Source organism: Pyramidobacter piscolens W5455, assembly GCF_000177335.1.
GTDB lineage: Bacteria > Synergistota > Synergistia > Synergistales > Dethiosulfovibrionaceae > Pyramidobacter > Pyramidobacter piscolens.
The window spans coordinates 1-12,070 of record NZ_ADFP01000124.1 but is presented as its reverse complement, the minus strand read 5'-3'; the positions used below and the strand labels follow the sequence as shown (position 1 = coordinate 12,070).

Genomic DNA, 12,070 nt, shown 5'->3' with positions numbered 1-12,070 from the left:
TTCACCGCTTTTCCCGCCCGAGCCGCGCCAGCGCGAGTCGATAACCCCCGCTGCCGTAGCGGAGACAGCGGTTGACGCGGCTGATCGTGGCGGCGCTGACGCCGGCGCCGTTCGTGATTTCCTGATAATTGCGGCCGTCGGCGGGCAATTGCGCCACTTCGGGACGCTGCGCCATGTTCTGAATTTCCGTGACCGTGCGGAGGCCCTCGAAAAACACGGCGCATTCCTCGGGCGTCTTCAGGGCGAGAATCGCCAGATAGAATCGGTCGATGAGTTCCGAATTGAGGTGAGTCATGGGGAAACGTTCCGTCCTTCCGGGAAAATTTACGAATGGCATATTATCACTTTATCATGGTAAAGTCAAGAAGCCGCGGCGGGTTTTTGACGATGAAACTGCCGTCGGGCGCCTCGCCGGAAAAATTTTTGCAGCCCCCGGCTGGAGCGGTTACCTGCCGGTAACCAGGCCACTTTATTGTGCCTTCTTGCGGGAAAACAACGGGGGTTTTTATAATCGAACCGTCAGCAATCGATCACGAAAATCCATTGGAGGCATGAAAAATGAAAAAGTCCGTTCGTTCCGCTCTTTCCGCTCTCGTCCTGTCCGCTTCCGCAGCGTCCGCCGCTTCGGCCGCCGTCACGGCGCCGAAGGTAAGGGAAGTGCCGCTTGCCGCCGGCGTAATGGCTGTGTTCGATTACGGCGACGTCAAGCTGCACGCCTATGCCACGGGCGACGCTCTGGCCGACGAGGCGTATATCGTCGAAGGAGCGGACGCGCTCGTGGGCATCGAACTGCCGTCGTTCACCGCGAACCTCGAGGCGTGGAAGAGTTACATCGGCGGTCTGAACAAACCGATGAAAGATCTGTTCGTCAGCGCCCATCCGGCCGGCGCCAGCTACGCCGAAGGCATGACGATCTACGGCACCGAGGCGGCGAAAAAAGCCATCGCCGGCGGTTCGACGGCGGCCGTCGCCGAGGGGCTGCACAAGGCGTTCGGCGATGAGTTTCACGGCGGCGGCGACACCGCTTCGATCGCGAAAGTCCTTGCCGCCGGACCGGTGACGCTGGGCGGCATCGAGTTCATTCTCGTCGAGCAGGGCGATACCTACGACATCGTCATTCCGGCCATCAACGCCGTTTCCACGCACATGCTGGGCAAACACACGCACTCCATCATCGGCGGCGCGGGCCACATGGACGCCATGCTGAAGACGCTGCGCGGCTACCGCGAGGCGCAGTACGCCATGATCCTGCCCGCCCACAGCGCGCCCGAAGGGCAGGACGCCGTCAGCGAGAAGATCCGCTACGTGGAAAAGCTCAAAGAGCTGGCCGCGTCGAGCGCCAGCGGCGAAGAATTCAAAAAGGGCGCGATCGCGGCCTTCCCGCAGTACGACGGCCTCAACTACCTCGACATGACCGCCGCGGCGCTGTTCCCCGCCAAATAATATCATTTCTTGATTGAAAGGCCTGCCCTTGGGACGCTCCGGGGGCGTCCAGTCGCTCAGGACTACCTCGACCGCTGCGCGCTCTGCGCGACTCGCCTGGCGAATCTTCCTCGGGCGCCCAGCGAGCTATGTTAATGTTTTTTTATCGAGAAATAGTACAAGCTGTTTCGCGACCTCGATCCGGAGCCGGAAATCGGCCCCGGATCTTTTTTGCAAAAAAAACGCAGCCTGCCCGAAGGCAGACTGCGGAAGAATTACCGCGAGCGATACAGTTCCGACTCGACCGGTTCGAGCCATTCGTTGGCTGTCTCTTCGCCGGGGACTTCCACGGAAACGTGCGAGAACCAGCTGTCCCGTGCCGCGCCGTGCCAGTGCTTGACGTTTGGGGGGATGACGACGACCTGGCCGGGCGTCAGTTCGGCGGGGTCTTTGCCTTCCTCCTGGTACCAGCCGCGCCCGGCGACGCAGAGCAGGATCTGGCCGCCGCCCCTGGCGGCGCGGTGCACGTGCCAGTTGTTGCGGCACCCCGGTTCGAAGGTGACGTTTGCCATGAACGGCACGGTCCCTCTGGGCGTGAGCGGATTGAGCCACGAGGCGCCGACGAAGTACCGCGCGTAAGCTGTGTTCTCCTGCCCCCGGCCGAAGATGTTGGCGCGGTCGAACGCCGCCTTGCCGCTTTCGTCGCCCGATTCGCCGCCGGCGTAAACTTCCTTCATCTGAGCGAAAGCGCCCCAGGCGTTGGGCCAGCCGGCGTAAAAGGCCAGGTGCGTGATCAGTTCGGCCATTTCGACGGCGGTGACGCCGTTGTTGCGGGCGTTGGCGAGGTGGTACTTGAGCGAGTTGTCGAAAATCCCCTTCGCGATCAGAGCCGTGACCGTGACGATGGAGCGGTCGCGCAGCGAGAGCCGGTCGCTCCGCGACCACACTTCTCCGAAGAGCACGTCGTCGTTGAGCGCGGCGAATTTGGGCGCGATCGCGCCGAGGGCGTCGCGTCCGGCGGTTTGTTTTTTCATTGGTGCCTCCTGTGCTGACTGAATTCGAGCTTTACCGACCCGTGAGTTGATCATACGCTTCAACTCGAAGAAGTCGAATGCTTTTATTCAATAGGTCGCGATGCCCGCGGCACATGACGACGAAAATTTTTCCGGCGTCGGTCCGCGTTTCCTCCGGATCCCGCCTCGCGCCCGGCAGCGGCGGTCCCGGAACGCTTACAGACGGCCCTGCTCGCGCAGCGCCTGCACTTTCACGGGCAGTCCCCAGAGGTTGATGAAGCCGGCCGCCTGCGCCTGATCGTAATCGCTTTCGCCGAAGGTGACCAGTTTTTCGGAATACAGAGAATACGGCGAGGTCGTTCCGGCGGGGATGATGTTGCCCTTGTACAACTTGAGTTTGACCGTGCCGGTCACGTATTTGTCCGCTTCGTCGGCGAACGCCGTCAGCGCTTCCTGCAGCGGCGTGTACCACTTGCCGTTGTAAATGAGGTCGGCGAAATCGACGGCCAGTTTCTGCTTGACGTGCAGCGTGTCCTTGTCCACCGTGATCATTTCCAGCTGCTCGTGCGCGAAGTAAAGAATGCTCCCGCCCGGCGTCTCGTAAATGCCGCGGTCCTTCATGCCGACCAGACGGTTCTCGACGATGTCGGTAATGCCGATGCCGTTTTTGCCTCCGGCCTCGTTCAGCTTGCGGATGATGTCCGACGCCTTCATCTTCTCGCCGTTGAATGCCGTCGGCGCGCCGGCCTCGAAGTCGACGCTGACGTACTCCGGCGCGTCCGGGGCCTGCATCGGCGAAACGCTCATCTCGAGGAACCCCGGCTTGTCGTATTGCGGCTCGTTGGCGGGATCTTCGAGATCGAGGCCCTCGTGGCTCAGGTGCCACAGGTTCTTGTCCTTGGAGTAATTCGTCTCGCGCGAGATCCGCAGCGGCACGCGGTGCGCCTCGGCGTAGTCGATCTCCTCGTCGCGGGATTTGATGTCCCATTCGCGCCAGGGCGCGATGATCGGCATGTCCGGCGCGAAGCGTTTGATGGCGAGCTCGAAGCGGACCTGGTCGTTGCCTTTGCCCGTCGCGCCGTGACAGATTGCGTCGGCGCCCTCCGCCAGCGCGATCTCGGCGAGTTTCTTGCCGATCACGGGACGCGCGAAGGCGGTGCCGAGCAGGTACTTTTCGTATTTCGCCCCCATTTTCAGCGCCGGGATGATGATCCCGTCCACCATTTCGTCGACGAGGTCGGCCACGATCAACTTGGCGGCGCCGGTTTTGAGAGCTTTTTCCTCCAACCCTTCCAGTTCGTCGCCCTGTCCGACGTCGCCCGAAACGGCGATGATCTCGGGATTGTCGTAGTTCTCCTTCAACCAGGGAATGATGATCGAAGTGTCAAGGCCGCCCGAGTACGCCAATACGATTTTTCCGACGTTTCCCTTCTTCATGCGTTCTTCCTCCGTGTCTGTGTGTTTTTTCGGTACGGCGCGCAAACGTGCCGTCCTGAGCGGAAAACAGCCGCCCGGCTCCCTTCGTTCGTTCGGTTCGCCGTCGGTACGGCGACGCCCCGCGTCGCGGCAGACGCGTCATTCCGCTCCGCCTCCTTTCTTTGCCGAACGTGGGCCGCTGTGTGCGGCCCGCAGGTATTTGAGCGTAAGTTGAGATTGTTGTGTGTTACTATACCATAATTTATTCTCTGGTCAATATAAAATTTTAATTGGCGTTAAATAAATGAACTTACATTTATTATCATTCAGCGTTTCATGCACAATGGCCGCGGGATGTCGAAGGCATATCGTTTTTTCAACGAGCGGCTACGCCTTTCATGCCGTAATTTTCAAGGTTTCACTCTGCAACTGTCGAGATTTGAGACGGAAGTAAATAATTATTTATTATCTATTGACAAATAAACTTTAGTGAACTATGATCCGCTTCAAGGTTAGTTTATAGCCTGCGACATAATAAACCGATTTTTAGGAGGGAACAGCATGTGGAAACGTATTTCCGTAGTGGCCGCTTTTTCCGTTTGGATCGCCGCGGCGGCTTTCGCCGCTTCGGCAATGGATAAGGAAACGCTGATCGTCGGCACGTCAGGCGCCTATCCGCCGTATGAGTTCCACGGGCAGTCCGGCGACTTGGTCGGCTTTGATGTCGACATGACCGAAGCCATCGCCAGAAAGCTGGGCAAAAAATTGCAGTGGCTCGATATGCCCTTCGATTCGCTGCTGCCGTCGCTGATGGCCGACAAGATCGATCTGGTCTCGGCCGGCCTTTCGGCGACGCCGGAGCGCGCCAAACGCGTCAGCTTTTCGTCGCCTTACGAGATTTCCTACAGCGCTTTCGTCACTCGCGTCGACTATCAGCCCAAAAGCGCCGACGATCTGGCCGGCAAAACCGTCGCCGTACAGATTGGCACCGTGCAGGAGACCTTTGCGCGCGCCCTCGGCAACGTCGAAGTCAAGACCTACCAGAAGTTCGACGAGTGCGTGCGCGAAGTGGCGCTCGGGCGCGTCGACGCAACCCTCATGGGCATTCCCGCCGCCAAGGCCTACGTCAAGGCCAAGGATTTCGACGGCAAGATCGCCATCGCCTTCAACAGGCAGATCACCGGCGCCGACAAGGCGATCGCCATCTCCAAGAAAAACGTGGAACTGACGGCCGCCGTGAGCCGGATCATCGAGGAGATGGACAAAAACGGCGAGCTTCAGGCCCTGCGCGACAAGTGGTTCAAAAAGTGAACGAACGGAATGTTCCACGTGGAACATTCCGCGGGCAAAAAAACATCGGGGTGTTCGCACGGTCATTGTGCGAACACCCCGATGTCTTTTGGAACGTCGGATCACGTGGCGGAATACCGCAGCGGCAGTTCGAGGCCGTTGCGTTCCAGCAGCTCTTTGTCGCGGAACAGATCGGGCAGAGGTCCTTCCGCGGCGACAGCCCCGTCGTAGAGCAGCGCGGCGCGGCTGCACACGTCGAGCGCCATGTCAAGGTCGTGCGTGGTGAGGATCAGCGGCTGGGACAACGCGCGCAGGGTTTCGATGACGCGCCGCCGCGCGCGCGGATCGAGCGCCGACGTCGGTTCGTCGAGAACGATCACCTGCGGCTCCATGACCAGGATCCCGGCCAAAGCGGCCAGACGCTTTTCGCCGCCGGAAAGGCGGTGCGGCGGACGCTCGGCCAGGTGCGCCGCGCCCAGACGGTCGAGCATTTCCATCGCCTTTCGCCGCGCCTCGGCGGCGGGCACGCCGCGGGCGACGAGGCCGAAGGCCACGTCGTCGGCGACCTGCGGCATGAAGAGCTGGTCGTCCGGCTCCTGAAAGATCAGGCCGACGGCGCGGCGCAGCTCTTCCGCGCCGGCGGGGCGCCCCCACAGCCGGATCTCGTCCCGGGCGGCGATGCCCCCGGCCAGATGGAGCAGCAGCGTCGACTTGCCGGAACCGTTCGGTCCGACGAGCGCGAGTTTCTCGTTTTCGCGCAGGCGGAACGACACGCCGTTCAGCGCCTTGTGCCCGTCGGGGTAGCTGTAGTGGAGCGCTCGCACTTCCAGCGGGCAGGTGGATTTTTCCGATTGGGGCGGATTCATTGGACGCCTCCCGAAAAATCGAGCGCCAGCGCCGCTGCCAGCAAGATCGCGCAGAAAACGGCCAGCGCTGTGTCTCGGATTCGCCAGTGCAGCGGCTGCGCCGCGGCGAAGCCCGCCAGACCGCCGCGGCAGTTCAGCGCCAGCATCATGCGTTCCGAGCGGTCGGAGCTTTGCAGCAGCGCGCTCGCCGCCATGAAAGCGAACACGCGCCAGCGCAGCGTCCCCTTCAAGTCCGGCGAGCGTCCCGAAGGGCGCGAACCGCTGCGCAGGTTGACGGCCTGCAGGGCCGTGGCCATGCGTTCGGCCAGCAGATAAATGCCGCGCAGCGTGAGCAGCAGCAGAACGCGCAGCTTTTCCGGGCAGCCCAGGCGGGCCAGCGCCGTTTCGCTGCGCGCCGGTCCCATGGCCGCGATCAGCCGCAGCAGCGCGACCGAGATCAGATTCAGCCTCACGGTGATCAGAAGCCCCTGGCGGATTCCTTCGCGCGTGAACGGCCCCCACAGCGTTTTTCCCGGCCAGGTCAGCGCCAGCAGGAACGTCATCGCCAAGCTGACCAGATTGAGTTGGCGCAGCGAGCGCAACAAGGGGCGAAGCGGCCCGCAGAAAAACAGCGCGCCCGGCAGCAGCGCCGCGAAGGCCAGCGCGGCCGGCCGATTCATCGCCGACAGCGTCGCAGCGTAGACAGCGGCGCAGAGCATCCGCGCGCGCGGATCGAAGGCGTCGAGCAGGACGCGCGCGTTTTCAGCGAACAAGTCGCCCGTATCGAGATGCATGGCCGCCGTCCTTTCGTCAGCGGTCGACGCCTGCCAGGAACTCCGGCGAAACTTTTTTCAGCCACGTCACCATGAACGCCGTGATCGCGCCTTCGATAAACGCGACCGGCACGTGGGCGAGAAAAACCACCTTCGCCACGCCGAGAAAGTTTTCGTCCGTTGCGCCGAGGAACAGCCCCACGCCGACGGCGCACAGCAACACGGCCAGCGTGCCGGCGGCGAACGCCCAGACCGCGGCGGCCGCGCCGCTTTGACGGCGGATCGGCCGTGCGAAAATCAGATAGACCAGCAGCGCCGGCAGCGCCACGTCCACCGTGTTGGGGCCGAGCACCGCCAGCCCGCCGAAGTGGAACAGCAGCGCCTGCAGCAGCAGCGCCACCAGCACCGCGGGAAAGGCCGACCAGCCGAGCACGAGCCCCATCGGCGCGATGAGCGAAAGATGCGTCGAGCTGGGGCCGATCTTGACGTTGACCAGCGACGCGAGAAAAAACGCCGACGACAGCAGCGCCACGCGCACGATGCGCTCTGGCTTGAGCTTTTTCAACCCCACGGCCGTTCCCGCCGCGGTGATGGCCCAGCCGGCCGCCAGCGCGCCCGTGGAGAGCACGCCTTCGCTGATATGCATGGTTCAGGCCGCCTTTCCGCGGCGCGCCAGCAGGACGAACGCGGCGACGTTGAAGAGCAGGCTGACGCCGAGGACGCAGCGGATCGCCAGATCCATGCCCTGAGGCACCGCGCTCTGTTCTTTGACGGCGAGGGCGGAGGACTTTTCGGAACCGCCGTCGAGGAATTCCTGCGTCACGCCGATGTCCGCCGTGCATTGATGTCCTTCGTCGTCCTTGACGATCACGCGCCATGTGCCGGGCACGTCGGGAACGAACGCGAAGCGTCCGGCGGCGTCGGTGCGTCCCGACTGGTTGGCGAACTTTTCGTCGGCGGGCGAGAAGACTTTGGTATCAAGATAACTCATCGTTTCGCCGGTGGAGTAGAAGAATTCCAGCGGCACCGAAGGCAGATCTGACTGGCGGTATCCCACGCCATGGGCGGAAGCGCGCAAACAACCAATGGGACCCGTCAGCACGAGTCCCATCAGCAGTGTCGCGACCGCTCTTTTAAACATTGAAAGCGCCGTCATGATCGTTATTTGACTTCGAAGAGCAGGAAGGAACGCACCGTGCGGCTGTCGTAGGTCCCTTCGACGCCGGGCAGGCCATCCTGACGGGCGCGGACGCCCCAGAGGCCGGGCGCGGTGATCTTGATGAACGCCGTGCCGCTCTCCGCTTCGGTGTAGTAGGCATAGGTGTTCTCATACTCGGTGACGAAGCCGTCGTAAGTCGCCCAGACGGGGCCCGTATAAGGCTGACCTTCGAGCACGACCTTCACCTCGAAGAACTCGCCCACCTTGGCGTCGGCCGGATTGGTCACGGGAATGACTTCCAGCGGATGGCCGACGGCCGTGGCGAAGTTCTTGTCGTCCTTGGAGGCGTTGAGGATCAGCTTGGCGTATTTGTCGTGTTTGACCGCCGATTTGACCTTCAGCCCCTGAGCCTCGAGATCCTTGCGCGCCCCCGATTTGCCGCCCTCGTTGGTGACGCTCCAGACGCCGCCGTCCTTTTCGGCGACCACGATCAAAGACTCGCCGGCCTTGACTTCCGGCACCGTGAAGTCGATGCACAGTCCTTTCTCGTTGCCGGTCAGGGGCTGGGGCATCAGCTTGCCGTCCACGAAGGGACCGGCCTTGACGCGTTCGAGACTTTCCACTTCTTCGGGGACGATGAACTTGTGTCCCGAATGCACCGACACCGCCAGAGGCGCGCCTTCCTTGACCTCGCCGTTGGCGCGCAGCGTCAGTTCGTGGGCCATGGCCGCGCCGGAAAGGGCCGAGACGAGAAGCGCCGCCGAGAACAGGGAGAACGTTTTGCGCTGAGACATGAAATACTTCCTCCTTACTTAAATTAAGAATTAAGAAAAAGATTGTGTTGGGCCGCGGCGATTCTGCGACTCGAAAGCGGAAAATCGCCGCTTGAAAAATGACGGTTCCATTATCGTGCCACGACGTAATAATATCATAACGCAAATTTGTGTCAAGGCGCGTAAATAGCGTGTCACGCGTTGCCCGTCGCTCGCGGATTTTTGAGCGCGCTTCTAGAAGATTTCCCCGAAGCGGCGTCAGCGCGCGAGCTCCGCGTCGAAAATCCGCCATGAAAAAAGCGCCCGACAGCCCAGCGGCTGTCAGGCGCTTCGCGCCGTCCGACCGTTTTCGCTTCCGCGCTTCAGGGCGCGGGGCGAAATGTCGAGAACGCGGCAGTCTTTTTCTAAAAAGAATTTTGTCTTCCGCTTTTCTCCGCGTTTTGGTGCCTCCGCCGAGAAGCAAGCCTTTTAAGGCGCGGTTTTCCTGTTTCGCTCTCACAGGTTTTTGACGAACAGCGCGCGGATGGCGTTGAGCACGGCCAGCACCATGACGCCGACGTCGGCGAAGACGGCCAGCCACATGTTGGCGAGCCCCAGAGCGCCGAGCGCCAGGCAGGCGAGCTTGACGCCGAGGGCGAAGCAGATGTTCTGGCGCACGATGCCCAGGCATTTGCGCGCGATCCCGATGGCCTTGACGATCTTGAGGGGATCGTCGTCCATCAGCACGACGTCGGCGGCCTCGATGGCGGCGTCGCTGCCCATGGCGCCCATGGCGATGCCGACGTCGGCGCGCGAAAGCACGGGCGCGTCATTGAGGCCGTCGCCGACGAAAGCCAGCTTTTCGCCGATGGGCTGGCGTGCCAGCAGTTCCTCCACCGTGGCGACTTTATCGGCGGGCAGCAGTTCGGCGTGGAATTCGTCGACGCCGAGCTCCCGCGCGGTCTGCTCGGCGGCGGGGCGGCGGTCCCCCGTGAGCATGACGGTCTTTTTCACGCCGGCAGCCTTGAGCCGCGCCACGGCCTCCTTGGCGTTGGGCTTGATCACGTCGGAGATGACGATGTGTCCCGCGTACTCGCCGCTGACGGCCATGTGCACGATCGAGCCGGCGCTGCGGCAGCGGATGCAGGGGATGCCGAGGCGCTCCATGAGTTTGACGTTGCCGGCGGCGACGGGCAGTCCGTCCACGACGGCGGTGACGCCCTCGCCGCTGATCTCGCGGACGTCGGAAACGCGGGCGCGGTCGATCGGTTTGCCGTAGGCGAGGCGCAGCGACTTGCTGATCGGGTGCGGCGAAGCGCTTTCGGCCAGCGCGGCGAACTCGAGCAGGCGCTTGCGCTCGATGGGGCAGTGGTGCACGTCGCTGACTTCGAAGACGCCTTGCGTGAGCGTGCCGGTCTTGTCGAAGACGACGCATTTCGTGTTCGCCAGCGTTTCGAGATAGTTGGAGCCTTTGACGAGCACGCCTTCGCGGCTGGCGCCGCCCAGCCCGGCGAAGAACGTGAGCGGAATGCTGACGACCAGCGCGCAGGGGCAGCTGATGACGAGGAAGGTGAGGGCGCGGTAGAGCCAGTCGCCCCAGTTTGGGGAAAGTCCCATCGCGAAAAATCGCGCCAGCGGCGGCAGCACGGCCAGCGCCAGCGCGCCGCTGCACACGGCGGGCGTGTAGACGCGCGCGAACTTGCCGATGAACTCTTCCGACTTGGATTTGCGCGAACTGGCGTTCTCGACCAGGTCGAGAATCTTCGAGGCGGTGGACTCGCCGAACTCGCGCGTGGTTTTCACTTGGAGCACGCCGCTCATGTTGATGCAGCCGGAAAGGATCTCGTCGCCGGGTTCGATTTCGCGCGGCGCGCTCTCGCCGGTGAGGGCGGCGGTATCGAGCGTCGAGCGTCCGCCGGCGACGACGCCGTCGATGGGCACTTTCTCGCCGGGCTGGACGACGATGACCGTGCCGGGGGCGACCTCGTCGGGATCGACGCGCTCGAGGCGGCCGTTTCGTTCGACGTTGGCGTAATCGGGGCGGATATCCATGAGGGCGCCGATGCTGCGGCGGCTTTTGCCGACGGCGTAGCTCTGGAACAGTTCGCCGGTCTGGTAGAAGAGCATGACGGCGATGGCCTCGGTGTAGTCGCCGTCCTCGTAAACGGCCAGCGCCATGGCGCCGATCGTGGCCACGGCCATGAGGAAATTCTCGTCGAAGATCTGGCGGTTTTTGACGCCCTTGAGCGATTTGCCGAGAATGTCGTAGCCGACGGTCAGATACGGCACGAGATAAAGCAGGAAGCGCGCCGCGCCGGCAGCGCGCGCGAAGTGCAGGGCGGTCGTCATCGCCGCCGCGGCGACGATGCGCAGCAGCGTGTGAATCTGTTTCCGGTTCATGGCATATCCCTCCGCGAGGCTTTCCGCCGCGAGACGGCGCGGGAAAGCCGATTCGATTTGGATACAAACGCGCGTTGACGCGCGGCGCGGTCCCCAAACGCCCGTCGCGAAAAACGGCTTTCCGGCGTGAAGGGCGCAACGGACGGCTAGAAGAAGATCTCGCAGTCGTCTTCGACTTTTTTGCAGTTTTTCAGCACCTCGGGCATGACGCTCCGGGGATCCTGATCGTCCTCGAACTCCACGTTCATTTTCAGCAGCATGAAGTTGACGCTGGCGTCTTTGACGCCGGGCGTGTTCCTGGCGGCCTGTTCCATCTTGTTGGCGCAGTTGGCGCAGTCCACTTCGATTTTGTAGCTCTTTTTCATGGTCGGCGACTCCTTTTTGGAAATGATGGGCGGCAAACGATTAAACAAATGCTTATTCGTTGATGAGATTGTATCGCCGCGGCGCGATCCTGTCAATCTTCTGTTCGCGAGGGCGCGAGAAACGGCCGGAAAATTTCGCGGCACGCTTTTCAGCGGCGGATTTTTATGGTAAATAGTTAAAGAAGAAAGGGAGGCGATTCCATGCCGCCAGTCCGTCTGCCGCACCGGCACGGCCAACCGGTCGAGGAATTCTGTGCCGCCGCGCCGTCGGTGCGCGATTTTCAGACTGTCGCCGACGTGTTCAGACAGCTCGGCGACGCCACGCGCATGCGCGTGTTTTGGCTGCTGTGCCACGGCGAAGAGTGCGTGATCAACATTTCCGCGCTGATGGAGATGTCCAGTCCGGCAGTGTCGCACCACCTGCGCTCGCTCAAGAGCGCAGGGCTGATCGTCAGCCGCCGCGAGGGCAAGGAGGTCTATTACAAAGCCGCCGCATCCGAGACGGCGGCCCTGCTGCACCGCGCCATCGAAGAGCTGATGTCCATGGTCTGCCCCTGCGCGCAGCCGCGGCGTCGCGACGGGAACGGGTAAAAAAACGGGAGCGCGCGCGTCGTCGTCGTCGTCGTCGTCCGTTC

13 protein-coding genes are annotated in these 12,070 nt (G+C 62.4%); 3 read left to right on the top strand and 10 right to left on the bottom strand.

All coding sequences use genetic code 11. The features are described 5' to 3' along the window. Position 1: 1 nt before the first annotated feature. Positions 2-295 (bottom strand): YerC/YecD family TrpR-related protein, encoded by a 294-nt coding sequence (locus HMPREF7215_RS10705; RefSeq protein ID WP_009165904.1) that lies wholly within the window; start codon positions 293-295, stop codon positions 2-4. A gap of 263 nt (positions 296-558) precedes the next feature. Here HMPREF7215_RS10705 and HMPREF7215_RS10700 point away from each other — a divergent pair, with 263 nt between their 5' ends. Beyond that, a complete protein-coding gene (locus HMPREF7215_RS10700; RefSeq protein WP_009165903.1) occupies positions 559-1,443 on the top strand; it encodes a hypothetical protein in 885 nt (294 codons plus the stop codon). Between the two features lie 254 nt (positions 1,444-1,697). Here the strand turns inward: HMPREF7215_RS10700 and HMPREF7215_RS10695 are convergent, their stop codons facing one another. Both HMPREF7215_RS10695 and HMPREF7215_RS10690 read right to left on the bottom strand, forming a co-directional pair. Next, positions 1,698-2,456: a carboxymuconolactone decarboxylase family protein gene (locus HMPREF7215_RS10695; protein WP_009165902.1), complete on the bottom strand. Its 759-nt coding sequence runs from the start codon at positions 2,454-2,456 to the stop codon at positions 1,698-1,700. Between the two features lie 195 nt (positions 2,457-2,651). Further along, positions 2,652-3,872: an argininosuccinate synthase gene (locus HMPREF7215_RS10690; RefSeq protein ID WP_009165901.1), complete on the bottom strand. Its 1,221-nt coding sequence runs from the start codon at positions 3,870-3,872 to the stop codon at positions 2,652-2,654. A gap of 540 nt (positions 3,873-4,412) precedes the next feature. On the opposite strand from HMPREF7215_RS10690, the gene HMPREF7215_RS10685 reads away from it, so the two are divergent. Further along, positions 4,413-5,162 (top strand): transporter substrate-binding domain-containing protein, encoded by a 750-nt coding sequence (locus HMPREF7215_RS10685; RefSeq protein ID WP_009165899.1) that lies wholly within the window; start codon positions 4,413-4,415, stop codon positions 5,160-5,162. Between the two features lie 101 nt (positions 5,163-5,263). Here the strand turns inward: HMPREF7215_RS10685 and HMPREF7215_RS10680 are convergent, their stop codons facing one another. From HMPREF7215_RS10680 to HMPREF7215_RS10650, 7 genes are all read right to left on the bottom strand, one after another. Continuing rightward, entirely contained in the window at positions 5,264-6,007 is a 744-nt protein-coding gene (locus HMPREF7215_RS10680; RefSeq protein WP_009165898.1) for an energy-coupling factor ABC transporter ATP-binding protein, read from the bottom strand. Then, entirely contained in the window at positions 6,004-6,780 is a 777-nt protein-coding gene (locus tag HMPREF7215_RS10675; RefSeq protein WP_009165897.1) for an energy-coupling factor transporter transmembrane component T family protein, read from the bottom strand. Before HMPREF7215_RS10675 ends, HMPREF7215_RS10680 begins: the two co-directional genes overlap by 4 nt. A 16-nt stretch (positions 6,781-6,796) precedes the next feature. After that, positions 6,797-7,405 carry a cobalt transporter CbiM gene (gene cbiM / locus HMPREF7215_RS10670; RefSeq protein ID WP_009165896.1) on the bottom strand — a complete coding sequence of 203 codons (609 nt, stop codon included), beginning with the start codon at positions 7,403-7,405 and terminating at the stop codon, positions 6,797-6,799. Between the two features lie 3 nt (positions 7,406-7,408). Continuing rightward, positions 7,409-7,900 carry a hypothetical protein gene (locus HMPREF7215_RS10665; protein WP_040551154.1) on the bottom strand — a complete coding sequence of 164 codons (492 nt, stop codon included), beginning with the start codon at positions 7,898-7,900 and terminating at the stop codon, positions 7,409-7,411. 20 nt (positions 7,901-7,920) lie between these two features. Next, complete coding sequence (locus HMPREF7215_RS10660) at positions 7,921-8,712, bottom strand: DUF4198 domain-containing protein (RefSeq protein ID WP_009165894.1); 792 nt, start codon at positions 8,710-8,712, stop codon at positions 7,921-7,923. A 474-nt stretch (positions 8,713-9,186) separates the two neighbouring features. Continuing rightward, positions 9,187-11,070, bottom strand: a complete 1,884-nt coding sequence (locus HMPREF7215_RS10655) for a heavy metal translocating P-type ATPase (RefSeq protein ID WP_009165893.1) — start codon at positions 11,068-11,070, stop codon at positions 9,187-9,189. Positions 11,071-11,216: 146 nt separating this feature from the next. Then, a complete protein-coding gene (locus HMPREF7215_RS10650) occupies positions 11,217-11,435 on the bottom strand; it encodes a cation transporter (protein ID WP_009165892.1) in 219 nt (72 codons plus the stop codon). A gap of 201 nt (positions 11,436-11,636) precedes the next feature. On the opposite strand from HMPREF7215_RS10650, the gene HMPREF7215_RS10645 reads away from it, so the two are divergent. Beyond that, positions 11,637-12,026 carry an ArsR/SmtB family transcription factor gene (locus HMPREF7215_RS10645; protein WP_009165890.1) on the top strand — a complete coding sequence of 130 codons (390 nt, stop codon included), beginning with the start codon at positions 11,637-11,639 and terminating at the stop codon, positions 12,024-12,026. Positions 12,027-12,070: the final 44 nt, after the last annotated feature.

Coding starts and splice junctions, on each gene's coding strand:
- HMPREF7215_RS10695 (WP_009165902.1), bottom strand. CDS start 2,456: ATGAAAAAACAAACCGCCGGACGCGACGCCCTCGGCGCGATCGCGCCC.
- HMPREF7215_RS10645 (WP_009165890.1), top strand. CDS start 11,637: ATGCCGCCAGTCCGTCTGCCGCACCGGCACGGCCAACCGGTCGAGGAA.
- HMPREF7215_RS10705 (WP_009165904.1), bottom strand. CDS start 295: ATGACTCACCTCAATTCGGAACTCATCGACCGATTCTATCTGGCGATT.
- HMPREF7215_RS10650 (WP_009165892.1), bottom strand. CDS start 11,435: ATGAAAAAGAGCTACAAAATCGAAGTGGACTGCGCCAACTGCGCCAAC.
- cbiM (WP_009165896.1), bottom strand. CDS start 7,405: ATGCATATCAGCGAAGGCGTGCTCTCCACGGGCGCGCTGGCGGCCGGC.
- HMPREF7215_RS10700 (WP_009165903.1), top strand. CDS start 559: ATGAAAAAGTCCGTTCGTTCCGCTCTTTCCGCTCTCGTCCTGTCCGCT.
- HMPREF7215_RS10685 (WP_009165899.1), top strand. CDS start 4,413: ATGTGGAAACGTATTTCCGTAGTGGCCGCTTTTTCCGTTTGGATCGCC.
- HMPREF7215_RS10690 (WP_009165901.1), bottom strand. CDS start 3,872: ATGAAGAAGGGAAACGTCGGAAAAATCGTATTGGCGTACTCGGGCGGC.
- HMPREF7215_RS10675 (WP_009165897.1), bottom strand. CDS start 6,780: ATGCATCTCGATACGGGCGACTTGTTCGCTGAAAACGCGCGCGTCCTG.
- HMPREF7215_RS10680 (WP_009165898.1), bottom strand. CDS start 6,007: ATGAATCCGCCCCAATCGGAAAAATCCACCTGCCCGCTGGAAGTGCGA.
- HMPREF7215_RS10660 (WP_009165894.1), bottom strand. CDS start 8,712: ATGTCTCAGCGCAAAACGTTCTCCCTGTTCTCGGCGGCGCTTCTCGTC.
- HMPREF7215_RS10655 (WP_009165893.1), bottom strand. CDS start 11,070: ATGAACCGGAAACAGATTCACACGCTGCTGCGCATCGTCGCCGCGGCG.
- HMPREF7215_RS10665 (WP_040551154.1), bottom strand. CDS start 7,900: ATGTTTAAAAGAGCGGTCGCGACACTGCTGATGGGACTCGTGCTGACG.